The organism is Variimorphobacter saccharofermentans, from assembly GCF_014174405.1.
GTDB lineage: Bacteria > Bacillota > Clostridia > Lachnospirales > Lachnospiraceae > Mobilitalea > Mobilitalea saccharofermentans.
The window spans coordinates 1,495,935-1,515,939 of sequence record NZ_JACEGA010000001.1; the positions used below are offsets into that span (position 1 = coordinate 1,495,935).

The window sequence follows — 20,005 nt, forward strand, 5'->3', positions numbered from 1 at the left end:
TTTGGACTTTTTACATATTAATACAGTAATCATTGCTCTCTTAACGGTGTTTGCGTTTACAACAATATTTTTCATATTTAAAAAGGATATGGAACCGGATGAAGAAAATGTAGAAATCAATATGTTTTCACTTCAACATTTAGAAAAAGGGGTAAAGGATTTATTTAACGATATTATTAACCAGAATATTGCAGAGCTATATCTCAATAGAAAAGAAACGAAGAAAAGAGAGCATCAGAAAGCAAGAATATGTATAGCAATACGATCCTGTGCACAAGGGAATATCGGAGAAAAAGAATTTGTAAAAGACTATATGAAGGACCTTTTACAAAACAATCTGCAAATAAACGAAGAATCAATTAATAAGGTAATACCTTTTAATTATCCGGATTATCTCACAGCACAGGATAAATTTGAAATATTATATCAACAGTTAAGCCGTAGTAACCGATTAAAAGTATTTGACAGAATGAATGCCTTATTTGGATTTGATAAAGAAAGGAAAAATGAGTTTGGAACCTACTATGAGATAACGGAAGAAGATATTCATAAGGCCTATGAGCAATATGCTGAGCCTCTTAGCTATATTGATCGATTAGAAGTAGTAACGCAGCGTATTTATCAGGAATTATACGGTTTTTCAGTAGCAGATATTTTGCGGGATGATATGACGATTGATGGTATATCCGGGGGATGCTCAGGAGCTTCAACTGAGCAATATAAATTTATGGAAGAAGCATTTGAATCAGAAGGGAGGATAAATACCAGATATTATAACAGCTTATGGATATTCTATCATGGAAAAGCAATTCACCTATCATTCTTAAGCTTTCAATCACAAAATGATTTGATCAGGACTTGTAAAAATCTTTATCGATATGATAATGTGGGGCATCTTACATCCTCAAATGGATATAAGCTGACATACCAGTTTGACGGAAGCCGAGTTCTGGTTGTAAGACCTAAATTAGCATCTCATTGGGCCTTTTTTGTTCGAAAGTTTGACAGCACCAAACACATGACAATGGATCGATTGTTATATCATAATGGTAATGAAAGAGTCATCGAGTTGATGAAATGGGTAGTTAAAGGATGTCTCAACGCAATATTAAGCGGAGATCAAAATTCAGGTAAAACAACCTGTCTTAAAGCGCTAGGGATATTTATTGATCCTAGAAATCCAATACGAACAACGGAGCCGGAATTCGAATTATGGTTTAATAATGTATACGATAATCTAAACTGTGTGTGTTTTCGAGGATCCGATGAAGTTAGCTTAATCGATTCCATTAATATTCAGAAAAAGTCAGATGCAGCAATTATGATACTTGGTGAGGTAAATAACTCCGAACTGGCAGCAGCCTATATATCATTATGCCAATCTGGTACAAAGTCCACACTCTGTACCTGCCACTGTATATCAACTGAGGATGCTGTGGATTATTTTAGAAATTCCATTATGTCAGTAGGGATCTTTCGCAATGAGATGATAGCAGAAGAACAGGTAGCGAACTCCATATATATTGATATTCACTGGGAAAAGTCCAGTGATGGTTATAGGTACATTCGATACATTAATGAAATAATACCCTATCAAAGAAATGAAGTGGTGGATACAAAAGAGCCACTGGACAGCATAGCACAATCATTACAAGCTTTATCTCGAAAAAGAGCCTTTTCAGTACGTGAGTTAATTGCATTAGAAAACGGGGAGTATATCGTCAAAAACCGTCTAAGTGAGCGGTCAGTCAATCGTATACTTAGGAATATAACGCAAGAAGAAAGAAATCAGTTTTTGATGTATTACGATGCATTGGAGGAAGCTAATGAATGTTAAGATGGTTTTCGTGATGGGAATAAGTTTGCTCATTATCTTACCTGTTGTTAATTATATCCTTTGTATTATAGATCGTTGGGATAAGAGAAAAAATAACACAGGAGCATCACTCTATTTAAAGAAATCACATCATAGATATATATCGAGGATTTATCAGAATTTATTACAATTCCCGATGACAAGAGGATACGTTGAAAGAATTAGCAGGAATTACGAGGTTCTGTATCCTGGGGAACCAGAGATGATTGCCGAGAAAGTTATGTATACGATCTTTACTGTTCTCTTAATCTGTATTCTGGAGATTACCACGCTCTTTCTGCTTAAACCCAACCTACATAATGCAATACTTGTGATCTATCTGGTTTTTATTATTAATAATGAAGTATTGAACTACTATATTCGTACTGCAGATATTAAGCTTCTAGAAAGTATTGAAGTTTTCCTATCCGATATCAGCCATAATTATTATATCAATCGTCTTGTTGATGATGCTATATGGTTATCAATGGAAGGACAGAGCGAGGATATGAAAATCCATGCAAGAAAGCTCTATGAAATCATAACTTCGCCTAACCTAAAAGAAGAAATTGCAAAATATAACTCTACAACTCATAACAAGTATTTAAAAATATTATTATCCTTATGTTCAGGCGTATTGGAATTTAGTGATGTCAAAGTAAATGGTCAGCTTTTGTTTACCTCCAATCTAATGCATCTAAAACGTGAAATTAATATTGAGATATTAAAACTAAAAAAGCTTAGACATGTCTTTTCGGGATCCGTATTCGTCGCTGTGGCTGTTTGTGTACCGATCGATGCGATACAGGAATTTGGAATTTCCATGGTTCCGGAGCTGAAAGGATTTTATGCCGGACAAGGCGGAATTGCTTTTATTACTCTTATATTTCTAGTATCAGCCTTCACCTACTTTCTCATCAATCATGTCAAAGAAATCAAACAACCATTCCCTAAGAATTACCGCTATTTAAAGCTACTGGAAAGAATATCAATTATTAAAAAAGCATTGGACAACTATACGGAAAAATACTACGGTAGGATGCTTGTAACCGGAAAGGCTCTAAAACAACTTGGTGAGACTATATCTCCTCGGCAATTTATACTGAAGAGATTAATCTATTCAACAATTACCTTTGTGATTGGAATTGGTTTAATGTTCTACATGCATTACAGTAGTCGCTGGATATTTACTCATAATGCAAGTAGCGCTGCAAGAATATCGGGCATAACAAATGAAGAGCAAATTGAAGCATTAAATAACCTAATGATCAGTAAAATGAATCAGTATAAAAAGAAAGCCGTAACGAAAGAAGAACTTATATCGGAGTTAGAAAAGGAAAATCAACTATATGCTACATTGACAAACGAAAAGATAGCAGAGGAAATACTGCTCCAAATTCTGAAGTATCAAAATGAGTACTTTAAATGGTATGAGTTCATTATTTGCATGGCTGCAGCAGTAATAGCGTACTTTATACCATGCTGGTTACTGATTTATAAGAAAAGAGTGCTGAAGATAGCCATGGAAGATGAGGTAAATCAATTTCATTCCATTATCTATATGATGATGTATATGCGTCATATAACGGTTATGGATATCTTAGAACAGATGGAACTCTTTGCAGTAGTATTTAAGCATTCAATCCAGGAATGTATGAATGATTATAATAGTGGTGACATTGAAGCGCTGATGAAAATGAAGGAACGAGAAACGTATCCGCCTTTTCGCAGAATGGTAGATAATTTAATTCGATGCGATTCAATACCAATTGATAAAGCGTTTGATGAAATCGCCTCGGAGAGAGAGAACTTTCATGAAAGAAGAAAACAGGAAAATGAGATCTCTATTCAAAGAAGAGCGGACAATGTAAAACCACTTGCATTTATCCCGGCAATTTTAGTCACAATATATCTCTTATTGCCTATGCTGGCAGCAGGAATGCAAGCGTTGGAAGAGTTCAGGGAAAGTGTTTCCTCTATGGGATTCTAATGGAAGAAGTTTAAATTATACAAGGAAAGGAAAGTGCTTATGAAATTTAATTATTTATCAGATGCAGTGAAGCTTCTTATCTTTGCTGCGGCTGTAATCATTGTTTGTGTCATTGTTGTTATCGGATTTAAAACAACAAATGAAGGAAAATCTATAGCAAGTGCAGGTACCAGCCAGTTTAATGCTATGTCCTCAGAATATCAGGATGTAAGCAAATCAATTTATGATGGAAGCACAATACTTGGCAGTGAACTATCAAGTATGATTAAGAAATCCATCGAAAAGGGAGAGTACATATCAATCGTTGTGAAAACATTGGCAAATCCATCCGGTACCCATTACAACTATAGCCATGTGGTATCTTCATCGGGAGAACACAGCATAAGTAAAACCGGGACAACCACACCATTAAAGACAGTAACTGATGATAAATCAAGTGCTAGCTATATAAATCCAAGTGCACAATTCCTTGGAACCATATTTAAAGACGTTAATAACAATGTAATCTGTATTCAGTTTGAACAACAGGAATAAGGATGAATAGCCGCTTATGAGACAAAACTATATTTCTGACCATGTACGTTTACTCATATTTGCTGCATCTGTTATTGTGGCTTGCTTAATCTGTTATATGGCATATACAGTATCAAATACCGGAAAATCATCCGTATTAGCCGGTTCGGATCAAATATATGCCATGCACTCTGAATTCAGTAATTCTAAGTTTGCTATCTATGATGGAGCTACGATACTAGGTAGTGAGCTGGTGAATATCATCAAGAAGGCTGTTGATCAAAAGGAGCATCTTTCCGTTGTTGTAAGAACACTGGAGAGTTCCAGAACGGATTATAATTATGTGTATGATGAGGTTACTTCATCACTTTTGGAAATCGGAACAACAAAGCTTGAATCTAGTAAAGCCCAAGGGGCATATATTAACCGAAGTGCTAAATTCCTTGGAAGTATAAGAAAGGATGATAATGGTAATATTATTTGCATTTGGTTTGATCAACAGCCATAAAGAAAAGATAGCTTACTCTATGTATTAGAAGAAAGGTAGGAATCCAAATGAAAATCAATTATTTATCTGATTCTGTCAGAATATTGATATTTGCTGCCGCAGTGATTATTACCTGTATTATGGTTGCGTTAGGTTTTCAGGCAGCAGATACTGCAAAGGCATTAAGCAATAATGCGATATCACAGATGGCAGATTTAAATAATGATATAAATGATAGCGAAATTAAAATGTATGATGATATGGAGGTGTATGGTAGCGACGTAGTTAATTTTATTAAGAAGCATTTAGGCGATTATACGGAAACAGAAACGGCTCCCATCTATGTTAATGTAATTACTTCGCTATCAGAAAATACCTATCGAAATAACTCCTGCCATACACAAATCAGGGATTTTACTAATAATAGATATATTAAACCAACAGCTAAATTTGTAGGACATTTGGTTGTTAATTCTAATAAAGTCATTGTTGGGATTACATTTACTCAGTTATAGGCTTAGAAAGGGATTATTTGATGGAACAGATTAATAAGCTAATCTATATGATTTTTTCGATCATCGTTTTTTGTTTAGGAGTATTTCTTATGATCAAAGAAGCACTACTATATGATAGAACCTTGGAGATGGTAAGAGAAAAGCTTAAAAGTAATGAACTCTATCAACAGTATAATGATTTGGATCAATGTTCCGTTACATATGCCGAAGTGATTGCTACTTTATTCCAACCGCTGGATTATGATATTAGGATTGATAATATATTATATCGGAGAAACTATGATTACAGCTATGAAATCGATGAGAATAGTATCCCCAAAAAGAACTACTATAAAAGCTATCAATATGATAGTGAAGGAAATATAAATATGATTCTATATAGCTGCGAGGGTTAAGAGTGAAAATAATATGTATTTTATCGAATTATTTTGTTATTTAAACAGTAAAAACTTATTATACCCGATAAACAATCTGTTTATGCTAGGAACTATTCTTTTTCTTGCACTCATTATACTTTCAGGAGTGCAAATTCTACTTCATGAAGGTGGCCATTGCTTATTTGGATTTTTAACAGGCTATCATTTTATTTCGTTTCGAATAGGAAATTTTACCATTATAAATGAAAAAGGAAGATATGTTATAAAAAGATATAGCATGCCTGGTACCTGTGGGCAGTGCATTATGCAGCCTCCGGTATATACAGAGCGAAGAACCCCTTATGTATTATTTTTTATGGGGGGAATTATAATGAATGCAATCAGCTTTCTATTTACGACTGTATTAGCATTATGCTTTAAGGAGCTTCCTTTCATAATTCGGCTAATTCTATTACTATCTTCCTTCCTCTCTGCCGGTTATGTATTAATAGATGGCATACCATTAAAAAAAGTACATGTTAATACAGACGGAATGAATCTTTACTGGCTTCGAAAAAATGCAATGGCATTAAAGAGCTGTTACTTTCAGATGGATATCATACCCTTAATGCAAAGAGGCTCTACTTATAGGGATTTTTCAAAGGTACGTGTTATACTACCTGACGGAGCCGATTTATCTAACGAAATCATTGCATGGCACAAAATTATTGAATGCTATTATTATATGGATGTAAGGCAATTTGAGAAAGCACTGGAATCGTTAATAATGTTGGATGAGTATCTTGATAGTTATAGTATACTTCTAAAGGAAACAATCGCTTCAGAGAAATTATTTCTATATATCAAACTAAATTATACAAAGGAACAGATTGATAGTTTGTATATTAAAATAAGAGAAAGTCTGCTTCGTCGAAATCTTGATTTCAATTTTACAAGAGTGAGAATGGCCTATGATTTACTGATAAATAAATCAGAGAGTCAAAAGAAAAGAATACTGGAAGAGGTTAATTTGAAACGAAAGCAATATCCATATCTTGGAGAGGCTGTTTTTAACTACAGATTAATTAAAGAAATGTTAACATAACAGATGATTTACTTAATTGAATTATGTGCTTATGAGATGAAGGCAGGAAAATAAATGGATGTTATAGGAAAATATGTCGGAATAATATTAGCCATCCTATTAATCCTTCTGTTCCCACTACAATATATTGCACAATTGCAGAGTGAAACAATGGATTATGGAATTAGTGTACATACAGCTGAGTTCGCAGATACGGTTAGGCATCAAGGGTATATTTCGTTGGAGCAATATGAGAAGTTTATCCATAAACTAGATCAGACTGGCGAGTTATATGATGTGGCAATGGATATTTCACATCCTGTAACTGATCAAGAAGTGACAGAGATGGCAATTGGAGACAAGATATCAGATCTGAAAGCGGAGAACACATCATTTGCTACCCATATTCACACTGCAGATTGTTATCCAGGATTTGAAGCTTTAGATAATCATTTTGAAATAACTGCGTGTTGTAAGGATATGAGATTAGGCATTTATACCACTTATGCAACAGAAGATAAATTTACTAGATACACAACCAATAAAGGGTTTGCAAAAACGATAAACGGTAGGGTAAGCATTGCATGTGCCAATTGCTTTCAGGAGCATGTTGTAGTTAGCTTCCGTGCGTATGAATATAGTTTAGAGTATAACCTACAGGTTAATTTCTATGATGGAAACACAGAGACCTGCTTAGGAAAGTATACTGCAAATGCGGTTTACCAGGATACCAGAGAAAAGCCCGACTATAGTCCGGTTTATACTTTTATAAGTGGTAACCCAAACCTGCAAAACATATACAGATATATTAGAACAGCAAACCAAGACAGCAGTAGTTTGTATTATCCAATTGGAGACGTTACAAATTGGCTTACGACCAATATCTACACAATTGAAGATCTGTATCACAGGCTTTATCTTTACAATGGATTTCCGCATTTAGAGGATATGAAGGTTGTAAGTAATCTTGATCCTATCCCGGAAGGGATGATACCAAGTATTCAATGTGAAGGTCATGTTCATACTGGTAATAGGAAGAGTAGGGGAGGCTGCTATAATAAGTTAATTGACGGAGCTACAGAGATATTAATAGATTATTTTACAACACAAGATACTTTATATTCCTTCAGTGATGTATGTTCTGAATGTGGGCCATATACAGACCCTGTAGGAAAAGATGGAGGAACCTATGGTTATGGGTATGGCGGAAAAAGATTTTATAGTACCTCATTACCACCATCATCTCGCTATACGAATGGACAGAAATGTGATTCCGGTTGGTGCAGTGGAACATTATGGGTCGGAGGATATTATTCTACAAAAAAATTTTTAAAGGCGTCATCATATAGTTATGGCTCATATTATTTACCTTTGACGAGGTTAGATGGCACCTCAAACTATGGATTACCATGTTATAAAACAAGTAAAACGAATGCCTATCAATTGTCCTGTGGATATGAGGGAGGACACTATTATAACGAAGCAGGAGAAGAGGTATTTCCGATGTGTAATCAGGTAGTTACCTCAATAACAGCTACAAGCCCCATACAGGTGATTGATCTAGGTGGTTCTATTGCTACAACTGCTTTTGCAACCTATCTTGATGGACATAGTGGTATAGTGAATTGTACCAGCAATTTTAATCCGAATCAGTTGGGTGAGCAGGAGGTTACTCTTACTTATCTAGGACTTGTTGATAATGCCAGAACGACCGGAAGTAAAACCTGTAAAGTCCAGGTTACTGTAAGACAGCCCTATAAACTTACTGGGGTTACTGTAGAACCAGACAATCAGTACGTACCACGATACACCAATCCAAGACTTAAAGTAACTGCACACTATGACAACAATACAAGCCAAGAGGTATCCGGATATACGGTTACTGGTTTTGACAGAACGATTCTAGGATTACAAAAGCTAACGGTATCTTATACAGAGTTAGGTATTACTAAAACATCTGAGGTTTATGTTACGGTAAGAAATATGGCGAAGGAATGTCCTGACTGTGGAACGATTTATGAACTGGACGAGAATGACAAAGATCCGGGATGCCCGGTATGTAATGGAACGATTGTTAGCATTACTGCTAATCCAAGTTATAGTATAGTTGTCCACGGGGATCCAATTTTTCTTACGGTGGAAGCGGTATATGAGTCGGGAATAAGAAGGGAAGTAACCGGGTGGACAAGTGACTATGATCCGAATCAAATTGGGATACAGGAAGTGAAAGTATCATATGAAGGATTTGATACATATATAACGACAGAAGTTATAACCAATAAAAAGAATTGTCCGGAATGTGGATTGGAATATCCGCTGAACGATGATGGTTCTGATCCGGGATGCCCATTATGTAAAAAGGTAGTTGTTAGTCTTGAAGTAGATCCTTCTGAAGTAACAATCGAAAAACATCAGCTGCTACCTATTACGGTAATAGCGCATTTTAAAGATGGGCATGCTGAAGAGATAGCAGATTGGACGACAAACTTTATTGCAGATACATCCGGCACTTTTGACGCCACAATCCTATATAACTCTGCATTTACAACGATTAAAGTAACTGTACTGGATGATGGGATGGTAGAGTGTCCATATTGTGGCCTTAACTACAAGTTTTCTGACAGCCCGAAAGGCTGCCCTGTTTGCTATTACCAACTGACTGGTATCGAAGCAAGATTAAGAAATGGCGGGAATACAGTACCATATAAAAGTGCCTTAAATCTTGAGATTATTTTAATGTTCCGTGACGAACACCGGGAATCAACCTATGAAGGGTGGAGAGTGAGCGGATATGATCCTAATACACTCGGAGTACAGACAATTACTGTTATGTATGAAGGATTTTCAACCACACTTGATATTGAAGTAGTTGATGGTCTTCCAGGGATCGTCTGTCCCAATGGTCATCACTATTACCTTAATGAAGATGGTAGTGATCCGGGATGTCCATATTGTAATCTGGAGTTGGAGAAAGAAAATGTGATTCTATATTTCGATACTACCTTTACATCGGACATTTTAAATAAATTATATTCGGATGGAATATATTATCTGAAACAGGGTGATTATTTTACCATCACTGTGACGCCAAGGAATAAATCGTTGCGCTCCAATATACAGAAGATGTTCTTTGGAACCAATCAGTTTGTTCCGGGAAAACGATATACGTTTGGTGGGGAGGTAATCTATTAGATGGATTCTTATGAACGCATTATTGATATTTTTATCGGAATCCTTATTCTATTCCTATTTCCCCTATTATACTTTGGTCTCAAACAAGATGCAATTACACAGACTATCGTAGACGTCGAAACAGAAGAATTGGTGGACGAAATTCGAGGGAAGGGGTATCTATCGAAAGACAGGTATGACAAGTACCTTGATGATCTTTCGGGGACTGGCTTACTATATGACATTGAGTTTGAACAAAGACAAAAGATCATGGAACCAGAGTACCGTTTTCGTACATTAGAAGAAATTATTGAAGATCAGAATAATGCGTATACAGGCACGAATACCTATCATTTTCATCCAATCGAAACATTTCCACCAGACATCACGGATCCAATTGATAATAGTGGACTGACAATGAATACGGAAACCAACGAATCTGTATTGGCAGCAGCAGTAAACTTACCGGCTGATCCGGGACATGTACATACGGACGAATGCTATAGAGGCCATAAGCATCAGGGAAATCAAACATTTATACATACACATACACATACAAGTAGCTGTCGTTGGTATGAAAGTGCCGTTTATCATAATGTTACATGTAAACTATGCGGAGCAAATTATGATTGGTATCTCTGTTTTTACTATATGGATCCTGATACATATCGTATAACAGAATATCCGCAGTATTCATACGGAGCCAGTCGGTGTATTTTTTGTGATGGAAGAAATTTAAGTATCATAGTAAATCATGAATATTCATTCTCATGTGGTTATAATACGGACGATGATAATGATAGATTTAATGATAAAATTCCCAATGATATAATGCGTAACTATGAATGTTATTATCCTCAAGTTAAATATTGTGGAAACCACTATTCAGGATGTTATCGATATCATAGCTATTATACAATCGATAATGATAGGGCAGGCTATGGAGATTTCTGGTTTCAAAATCATTTTATAGGATATATGAGATCAAATGGATTAGATAAATATTGTGAAATACCGAAATTTTATAGTTTTCAATATGTGGATGAGGACACTGATAAGACGTTAGGTACCTTGAGTTTTGCAGCAAAATGGAAAAATGGTCAGATTGTATTTGAATGTGTTGGAGGCAGCGGCATAGGAGTTAAGGAAACCCCAGATGTAAATATAAATAAATTAGATGCTCTTAGTTGTGGCCCTGGCTCATTCAGTAGATATGCCTGGGGTTATGAGGATACGGATGGTAATGTAACAGTAGCTAGTTTTGGTGGAACCTTTAAAATATGCGAATATGAAAGAAGTGAGAGTAACAGATGGGTTCCCATATGTGGTTTTGAAGAGGATGCAACGCTGGTATGTGATAAAAAGGTAAAAACGCTAGTGCCTACTCATCCTGTACAGGCGGTATATGTGGGAGAAGCATTAATCACGACAGCCGTAGCGACTTTTGTAGATGGATCTACAAAGACAGTGGTTTGTTCTACAAATTTCACTGCTACAGAACCAGTTTCAAATCGAACAGTAACCTTATCATATTTAGATGAACTAGGATCAAATAATACATGTACCATAACTGTTACAGTAGTTCCCAAAAGTAAAGTATGTGTCAATGGACATACATATAACTTAACAAATGAGGGATTAGATCCAGGTTGTCCTTACTGTAGGGAATATGTCAGCAATCTTCGTATTGAGTATCCAGTTAACGGAAGCATAGATATTTATCGTGGAACGTCCCTCTCCGATAATGGAGTGACACTATTAGCTACCTATATGGATGGACATACCAAACTACTTCAAATGGAATACGTAGACAACTTTGATAAATTCTATGTTGGTATGCAACATGTTACCCTAAGTTATCGAGGTAAATATTGTTATCTAACAGTAAACAATAAACGTAATGTAAAGCTATGTCCGATATGTAGCCGATACTATGAACTTTATCCGGATGATACGGACCCTGGATGCCCTCACTGTGCTCTGAGTACCCCAATCTTTACAGGAAACGTTTTAGAGTATTATGACAAACGGTACATGGATGAAATACTAAGTGAGCTTTACGGAGAAAGTGGAGTATATTACTTCTCAAATCGGGATTATTTAATCGTTACTGTGAAGAATATTCGAGGAAGCTGGGGAAGCAGGTTACTTTCTAATATTCTACATGGCCTTGATGGAAATAATATAAATGTACTTAAGGGTGGATATATTCGGGAGAACGGTAATGAGTATGAGTGATTATATATTGTGTAGTATAAGATAGAGAAGAGGTAAAGGAATTGAAGCTGTATCATTATGTTATTATGTTTGTAATTGTCGCTATTACAATCATTGTAACAATAGATATTAAAACCAACAATTTAAAAGCAGTGATTGATAATATAAATCAAATTGATAATAACTTGGATACTGCAATCGATGATGCGGTGACAAAGCTTGCTGAGGTAGATGGGAACAATAACATCATAATTAATAAAGAGGCAGCAATCAATAGCTTCTTCCTTTCTCTATACACCACCTTCGGAGTAATTTCTGATAAGGATAGTCAAACCAAGTTCAATCAGTATATCCCTGTGGTAGCAATTACGATGGAGGATGGATTTTATATACTTTACAGTGATGAATATAAGGATTCTAATGGATATTCTTGTATTACAAAGCGCTGGTCTGAAAAAATTCCTTATTTTTATGAGGATGATGACTTTATATATGGATTTACATTGGGGGATATAGTGACTCTATATGATAAAAATAATTTACTATCGGGAGAGGATACACAGAGACTATATAGATGTGATTATCATGAAATACAAACAGGGTATGAGTTTTCGGCATTTCGTTTAACAAAACCAAATAGTATTCTACTGAATGATGAATTGTTTCAGGAAGTACGAAAAAATACAATCATACAATGTATAGAAGATAACATGGCCTATTATACAAGTAGACATAACCGAATAGCAAAACAGTTTGGTATAACCTATAACTTTTCCCTCCCTGCGATAAAGAATGAGGAATGGGCTCCTTTCCTTGATGAAGTAAGTATGTATGTAGTATTTCAGGGATACCCATATGGTCACCAGCGCGGAGAAACCTATAACCGTATAGCCAGTGCAGGAGCAAAAGTTTCAAAGAAACAGGCTTATTATTTGGAACAAAAGAGCTGGTACCTGGTATATCACCGTGAAAGATGTCCGGAACTTCAAGGTGGAGGAACACTTTTCATGGACGAACCACTGTATGATATACAAAGCTGCTGTAAAAGGGGAGCCTATGCATGCCCGTTATGTAATCAGAACAATGGTGCGAATGCACCTGATTATACACCATAATTAAATAATATTGGCTAACTATAAATTTTTGGCACAATTCAAATAAGGAATATCTAGATGTGAAATTTTAAAAATAATACATAATTTGGAATATTATGTATTGTAAATATATCACATTTAATATATGATATAGGAAATCAGTACTATTTTATATCACATAAGAGAAGGAGATTCAATTTATGAGAAGTAAGATGAAGTCATTCACATCTGTTTTACTTGTATTCGTTCTAATATCTGGAACACATGGGCTACATAAAGATAATCGTGTGTCTGCAGCGGAAAAGTATATAACCGTGGAACAATTTGCGGAATTAATTGTCGATGAGCTTGATATAACAACAACAACTACTACAAACTCAGAAAACTCAGGATATGTGAATGCACTTCTTGATAAAGGCATTATAAAAGAAGGGGATTTCACTTCTTATAATAAAAATATTACCCGTGGTGATGCATTAGTAGTATTAAACCGTGCAGACGAATATCTTTATGGAAATAAACTTGATGAGAAGCTGATACAGACGGTTATTGATAAAAGAATATCAGATATCAGTAAGGTAAAGGAAGAAAAAAGAGTGGATGTAGCGAAAGCATACATAAAAGGTTACATGAAAGGATATTCAAACGGTGCTTATTGCACAGATCGAAAGCTGAAAGTTACATCAAAGATCACAAAGGCCGGAGCAGAAAATATCGTTAAGATGCTTAATGATAAAAAGCTGCGAGCAAAGATCAGCCCGGATGGGCAGCTGATTAGAACGACCAACCTTCCAAAGAACTATAAATTATTTCCTTATATTTTGGCTAGTTACCCAAATAAGTATTATGAGTGGAAATTAAAATGTGAAAATCCTAAACTTTATGGTACTGATTATGAAGAGATTAAATTGGTTCATCTAGTGGATTATGCATCACCCGCTGAAATTGATAAATTAAAGATTGAACAGTATGATGATTTCAAAAAAATCAAAGAAGAAAATATTGATATGTGGGTAGAAAAGGCAAGAAAACATTTAGAACTAGTGTTTAATGCCGATTATAGGACTATAAGTGATGGATGGGTGGAAGAACTGATGTCTACTAGCCATGTATATAAAGATTACTATGAAAAATTTGTGAGAGAAAAAGTTGATAAATACTATAATGATATGAAGAAGAATAAAACCATAGTAGAAGCTGATACGATTGCCGTGGATGGTTCCACTCTTTATAGTTTACATGGTAAATTTTATTTAAGAGCTTATGTAAAATATAGAGTAGTATCTTCAAATGTGTCTCTCAATCCAGATACAGATACAATGATTACAGAATACCCTCACAATAAGATAGTTTATAGTCCAGGGTTTGTTGACTTAAGAGGCACAAAACGTGGAAAGTGGACAGAAGGTTATTTTGACATACACCTATCTGAAAATGGTAGTTCTATAGGAAATTTAGGTATAATAGGAGGATTGTATTATAAAGGTCAGGTGCTTGATTAATGAGCAATACTATAATTAACCGCTCTTTAAATAAAATAATGTCGTTAATAATTATAATTGGTATAATAGTGCAGTTACCTACAAATGTATTAACACAGGAATGTAAGGCTGCAGAAAGTGGTACGTGGATACTAACTAATCATTATAATAATAAATATTTAGTAGTTTATGATATAGAAAATGATGAAATCGTTCTTCAAGGTACTCACCACAAAAAGCAGAATGACTATTATTACGAAACGGATAATTATGTAATGACGCTTACTCCATATAATACAAGTAGCTCTTTTCCTTCAGAAGCTAGGAATAATCGTATAAAAGTATCAAAATCACCGGATGAATATGTTGGTAATGAGACTATACAAAATTACTATACTATCAATTTCGAAGATATTGTAGGTATGGCCGGAAAACTTGGTATTTCCGGCCAAGATATCGGCGATAATGGCATTCCAGTTTATCTACATGTAATTTACGATATTTATGAAGGAAATGTAAAAAAGGTAAACGATGTTATAGGTGTTCAGGAAATGCTGAATGCACCAGAGAAATACCGATTGGGTTATTCTGCCTGGGATCCTGCCACACAAGAGAAAGTACCTAGTTATTACAATATGCGCTTCGATATTTGTCCAACTTATAGGGTAGAAGTAATTCCGGTTGACAAAGACGGAAATGAGTTATCAGACGAACCATTTAAGACACAGAAGGTTATCTATAAAGAGACTTTTAAATATACCTTACCGGAAAGTAAGAAAAAACTCGAACATAATAACTCAATGTGGGAATATTCCGGTACATGGTATTATGGGTTTGAGAAACGAAAAACCGGATCAAAAACGAAAACAAGTAAATATACATCTAGTATTAACTTCGAGAGCCCGGATGCGACTCCTGGTTCTACGCTGACAGTATATTTGATATATGATAATGTCATTGAGCCATATAAATATAATATCATAGCAGTTGATAAAGATTATAATGAATTAAAAGTTCTTAAGAATCCTGAAAAAGTCATGTATGGTGATAAGATAAGTTATGATCCACCGGATGAGATAACAGTTAGCAAAAAGGAATATACTTATCAAAACAAGTGGTTCCTTCGTTATATCAGCAGAGATAATGGAAGAACGAAAACTAATGGCCCCAATATGGGGGAAAAGATAGCAAACTTTATCATGCCAGATGCACAGAAGGATTCTCTAGCTACCTTTTACATGATCTACGATGATGATGACACTTCCAACCCTGCATCACCAACACCAACAGGAAAACCAAGTATAACACCAACCCCTAAGCCATCCACTTCTCCTGGAGCTCCGACTCCATCTCCGAAACCATCTCCCTCTCCAAAGCCAGAACCTACTCCAACACCACCTCTTCCTGAAATAATAATACCTGACGAAGAAGTCATTGAGGTTGACTCAATGGAAGTGAATGCTACAGGTGTTATAAAGCCTGATGTCCGAGGAGCAGAGAAATTTATTGCAACCCTTGGTGTACCGACTACGGAAAGTCTTTATGGTCAGGTAATCGCAAAGGAATATCTCATAAAATACCGTATCGTTAAGAAGGTAGGGGTACAGTATTTTAATGTGAAGGTAACAAAGGATTATCTTCTTAACTATGAAACAGCTACTCCGGATTCAGATGGTGGAGGAGAGCCAGTAGAAGAAATAGTTCCGATATCTCAAACAATTACTGTGCCGAGAGCTTATGGGTACTGGGAGATTGAAAGCTTTGAGTGTTATAAAATTGACAATGCGGTGTTGAATAATTATGCCCTACCAGATGGTAAACTCATTTTAATTCCTGATAAAAATCATTATGATGCGCCGAACATCATAGTATCCCATAGCAGTAATATGGCTGATCATGTTTATTCGCCTATAGAATCCATAGAAGGAATTACTTTGGATCCCGAGGAAGTAATGAACGAGGAGGATACCACAAGCAGGCCTGATTTTGATCCGGAGGATCTATCTTATTATGGACTGGCAATGACCGGAGAGGCAAGAGTCCGAAGTGATACACTGATTATTAACGGAGTAACCATAATCAGTGGTGAAATGTCAGAAAGGGAAGCACCGGGAATAAATGGATCGTTGCCAATGTATGAAGATATGACACATCAAGATGCACTGTTTAAGGCAAATAATGTGATAGAAGCAACCAAACTAAACGGAACCTATCCGTCCAATGGTACCATTACCTACTCACGTATTGCCAGTGTTAATCCTACAAAACCATCCACACTTACATACAGTATTGAAAACATTAATGATGTTGTAATACATACACCGGTTATTTGTAAGCCAACAATTACAGCAAATAATGATAAATACGTTCAGTTAATCAATCCGGACTTAACACGAATTCAATTAGTCCTTGATCCTGATCCAACACTTTCTGATTTTGTGGTGAATATATCCAATACCGGACCACATAGTAACAAGCTGGGATATTACACACGTGATTTTTCAAGATCACTTAGAGATCCTAATGTATCCTATATATCTAAGGAAAACGACTTACTTAAAAACCAGGTTAAGTTTCCTTTTGATGTCTACATTGACGCCGGTGTTGCCAATTATGAAGGGGATGATGATTTTATTAAGGTTGGTACTTGGATATCGATAGGCAGGGCTTCACCAAGATTCTATCTTCCCATGACGGTTAATGAAGGTAAATATACCGTACAATTTCGAACAATTGCAGTAAATGGAGATTCGTTCCTGAACAAGATGGAAGAGTATGCTAATATGAATATGGCTAATTATGTAGCAACCGATACTATCGATGTACAGGTCTCAGGGAGAATATATGGATTGAACATATATGATTTATCGGATTATCCTATATGGAAAGATGTATTCCGAATTCCCAAATCGTCTAAATTGAAGAAAGACGATTCACGTTATATAGATGGTTCAGACATGAATACCTATAGTTCAGAGAGATATTATACTTATGCACTAGGTACCAATGATCAGTATGGAAAGGATACGGAACGTAATATTAAGTATACATTTCCTCTGGTTGATGGAAGTCATCCTAAATATAAGAACAAGGGTATACTAAAAACAGGTTATCTCGTAAGATTTTCGTTGGAGACTACTGGAAATATGTTCTCCGATGCAAGTAGAGTTGTCATCAAGCCGAATTTCTATTTTGTCGATAAGAATGGCGAGAATAGAGTGGCTGTAGACTTATATTATTCTGAATCAATAGATAACAAAACTAGATATTTAGTTAAGGTAGGTTCTGCTTTGGATAAGATTAATATGAAGTTCGTATTAACAGGAGATTTAGAGCTGGCAGTTCCTGAAAAGGAGTTGAAGCAGACGGCAAGGCTACGAGGCGAAAAGTATGAAAAGTTTATCGGACAGTATTCGCCAATGTTCAATTTCTATGAAATCAAGCTTTGTTCTCCATTTAGAACCTACGCTAATAATGAATATGTGAATAGGATGAAGTCCTACGCTTCCTTTACGAAAGTGACAGAAGCTGGCATTACTGAAGATAAGATGTTAGAAAGACTGCAAAGATGGTACGGACAATACTATATCCCTAATGAGGTACATGTGGTTAAGAAGGGTTTTGACGTAATGGATTATGTAGATAAGTACGGCGTAGATTATGGAGAAGATTTCTGGTTGAAGGATGGATACATCATAGTTAATCTCACTATAGAAACGATTGGTGATGATGGTACACGGAGGCTAAGCTATATTAATTCAAAGAATTACCGTGATTATGGACATTGCAGCATGTGGGTAATGGAAGGACCGCCTCAGCAAAAATCAAGCTACAAAGGACCGACATTTACATTTTATGCAGGCGATTTCGTTATATATCATTCCTCAAAAAGGATGTCAGAGGACTATGAAGCAGGAGCAATCTATTAGGTTAACATAATACGAAATGAAATACAAAGTGTAGCACGAAATATTGTAGTGCAAGTTACATATCAATCTATGTTACTTGCACTTCACTTATATTATATTTCTGTTATAGATAATAAAAACAGTGTTATTTGAGAATGTAAGGGCTCCAAAAAAGTAGTTATAGTAATAAAATCCAATTTATGATAATATGAACACATATCGTGGTATCGATTTATATCTTTATATTATTTCATTTCATAGCATTATCAAGGTTAGTGAACAGGTACATGATGAAATGATATTACTAATTTGAATGAATGAGGAGGAATAGGGATGGGTTATACAAATGTAGAGAAACTAATCTTTGACAAAGAACATGAGATGTGGAAAGCAGCAAGTAATATCAATGTATCCAAGTCATTAATTAATTTGTAGGAAAGAGGCTGTCTATGGAGGATTTTCACTGGATACAATCCTTAGTAGGAGAAAGTGTCACCGAGGAGGAACTAAAATATGTAGATTGTTATGTGAATAGGAATCTTGGGCTGTTTATACCTTCTACGGGCAAATGCCTGTATGCTGCAAGACCGTTCCACGTGCATCCTTCTTATATGTTTATTATTGCATTTGGCTATGATAAGGATAAAGTAAAGCCGACGATTGATATAAAGGAAGATCATTATCTAGCTTTCGCTTTATCTCCGGATATACCGCATACCGATGAAGAAGGGATGCTGAAGCATTATTACTGTCTATTAATAGACAAGGAGTACTTCGAGGAGCAGTATAAAATGTATACCAATGAGGAACCGTATTTTAATTGGACGCAATTTGCAGTATGCCATGATATCCTAAAGATATTAAATACATTCGCTTTTGAATATAGTAAAAAGATGATGAATTCGGATATCACGCTGCAGGCTCAAAGTACCATCATCACCCATTGGTTGATTCGAAGTATATTGGGAGAGGCTTATGACTTACGCGCCATATCCTCCAATTATGCCGTAGCACGGGCAGAGCATTACATAGAACAACATTATAGTGAGCCGATTACGGTCAAAAGGCTTGCTGAAATTGGAAATATATCAGTATCCGGCTTTAATCGGATATTTAAGAAGGAAACAAAGCTGTCACCGATTGAGTACCTAATACAGGTGAGACTGGAGAAATCAAAGAAGCTTCTTATAAGAAAAGAAATACCGATTACTGAGATTGCGTTGCGCTGTGGATTTAGTAGCAGCTCACATTATTCTTCGTGCTTTCATAAGCGGTACAATGTTACGCCGTCGGAATATCGGAACTCTTATTCCTAATGTTACAGACCGTTATCA

At 35.6% G+C, this 20,005-nt stretch carries 13 protein-coding genes; all 13 read left to right on the forward strand.

All coding sequences use genetic code 11. The features are described 5' to 3' along the window. Position 1: 1 nt before the first annotated feature. The 13 genes from H0486_RS06540 to H0486_RS06600 all read left to right on the forward strand — a co-directional run bounded on the left by H0486_RS06540 (position 2) and on the right by H0486_RS06600 (position 19,987). Entirely contained in the window at positions 2-1,837 is a 1,836-nt protein-coding gene (locus tag H0486_RS06540; protein ID WP_228352233.1) for a P-loop NTPase family protein, read from the forward strand. Then, entirely contained in the window at positions 1,827-3,845 is a 2,019-nt protein-coding gene (locus tag H0486_RS06545) for a hypothetical protein (RefSeq protein ID WP_228352234.1), read from the forward strand. The genes H0486_RS06540 and H0486_RS06545 overlap by 11 nt, the downstream gene beginning before the upstream one ends. A 39-nt stretch (positions 3,846-3,884) precedes the next feature. Further along, positions 3,885-4,379, forward strand: a complete 495-nt coding sequence (locus tag H0486_RS06550; RefSeq protein WP_228352235.1) for a hypothetical protein — start codon at positions 3,885-3,887, stop codon at positions 4,377-4,379. Between the two features lie 16 nt (positions 4,380-4,395). Beyond that, positions 4,396-4,866, forward strand: a complete 471-nt coding sequence (locus H0486_RS06555; protein WP_228352236.1) for a hypothetical protein — start codon at positions 4,396-4,398, stop codon at positions 4,864-4,866. Positions 4,867-4,913: 47 nt separating this feature from the next. After that, complete coding sequence (locus tag H0486_RS06560) at positions 4,914-5,360, forward strand: hypothetical protein (RefSeq protein WP_228352237.1); 447 nt, start codon at positions 4,914-4,916, stop codon at positions 5,358-5,360. Between the two features lie 89 nt (positions 5,361-5,449). Next, positions 5,450-5,755 carry a hypothetical protein gene (locus H0486_RS06565; RefSeq protein WP_228352238.1) on the forward strand — a complete coding sequence of 102 codons (306 nt, stop codon included), beginning with the start codon at positions 5,450-5,452 and terminating at the stop codon, positions 5,753-5,755. A 352-nt stretch (positions 5,756-6,107) separates the two neighbouring features. Continuing rightward, a complete protein-coding gene (locus H0486_RS06570) occupies positions 6,108-6,821 on the forward strand; it encodes a hypothetical protein (RefSeq protein ID WP_228352239.1) in 714 nt (237 codons plus the stop codon). Between the two features lie 54 nt (positions 6,822-6,875). Next, entirely contained in the window at positions 6,876-9,992 is a 3,117-nt protein-coding gene (locus H0486_RS06575) for a hypothetical protein (protein ID WP_228352240.1), read from the forward strand. Then, positions 9,993-12,209, forward strand: a complete 2,217-nt coding sequence (locus H0486_RS06580; RefSeq protein WP_228352241.1) for a hypothetical protein — start codon at positions 9,993-9,995, stop codon at positions 12,207-12,209. 41 nt (positions 12,210-12,250) lie between these two features. Continuing rightward, positions 12,251-13,303 (forward strand): hypothetical protein, encoded by a 1,053-nt coding sequence (locus tag H0486_RS06585; RefSeq protein ID WP_228352242.1) that lies wholly within the window; start codon positions 12,251-12,253, stop codon positions 13,301-13,303. A 179-nt stretch (positions 13,304-13,482) separates the two neighbouring features. After that, on the forward strand, positions 13,483-14,784 hold the full coding sequence (locus tag H0486_RS06590) for a hypothetical protein (RefSeq protein WP_228352243.1): 1,302 nt from the start codon (positions 13,483-13,485) through the stop codon (positions 14,782-14,784). Further along, complete coding sequence (locus H0486_RS06595; RefSeq protein WP_228352244.1) at positions 14,784-18,692, forward strand: DUF5704 domain-containing protein; 3,909 nt, start codon at positions 14,784-14,786, stop codon at positions 18,690-18,692. The genes H0486_RS06590 and H0486_RS06595 overlap by 1 nt, the downstream gene beginning before the upstream one ends. Positions 18,693-19,120: 428 nt before the next feature. Beyond that, positions 19,121-19,987, forward strand: coding sequence for an AraC family transcriptional regulator (locus tag H0486_RS06600; RefSeq protein ID WP_228352245.1), 867 nt, complete (start codon positions 19,121-19,123; stop codon positions 19,985-19,987). Positions 19,988-20,005: the final 18 nt, after the last annotated feature.

Bases quoted from the DNA above. Each gene is read 5' to 3' on its own strand.
- H0486_RS06545 (WP_228352234.1), top strand. From the start codon at position 1,827: ATGAATGTTAAGATGGTTTTCGTGATGGGAATAAGTTTGCTCATTATC.
- H0486_RS06550 (WP_228352235.1), top strand. From the start codon at position 3,885: ATGAAATTTAATTATTTATCAGATGCAGTGAAGCTTCTTATCTTTGCT.
- H0486_RS06555 (WP_228352236.1), top strand. From the start codon at position 4,396: ATGAGACAAAACTATATTTCTGACCATGTACGTTTACTCATATTTGCT.
- H0486_RS06560 (WP_228352237.1), top strand. From the start codon at position 4,914: ATGAAAATCAATTATTTATCTGATTCTGTCAGAATATTGATATTTGCT.
- H0486_RS06565 (WP_228352238.1), top strand. From the start codon at position 5,450: ATGATCAAAGAAGCACTACTATATGATAGAACCTTGGAGATGGTAAGA.
- H0486_RS06570 (WP_228352239.1), top strand. From the start codon at position 6,108: ATGAATGCAATCAGCTTTCTATTTACGACTGTATTAGCATTATGCTTT.
- H0486_RS06575 (WP_228352240.1), top strand. From the start codon at position 6,876: ATGGATGTTATAGGAAAATATGTCGGAATAATATTAGCCATCCTATTA.
- H0486_RS06580 (WP_228352241.1), top strand. From the start codon at position 9,993: ATGGATTCTTATGAACGCATTATTGATATTTTTATCGGAATCCTTATT.
- H0486_RS06590 (WP_228352243.1), top strand. From the start codon at position 13,483: ATGAGAAGTAAGATGAAGTCATTCACATCTGTTTTACTTGTATTCGTT.
- H0486_RS06595 (WP_228352244.1), top strand. From the start codon at position 14,784: ATGAGCAATACTATAATTAACCGCTCTTTAAATAAAATAATGTCGTTA.
- H0486_RS06600 (WP_228352245.1), top strand. From the start codon at position 19,121: ATGGAGGATTTTCACTGGATACAATCCTTAGTAGGAGAAAGTGTCACC.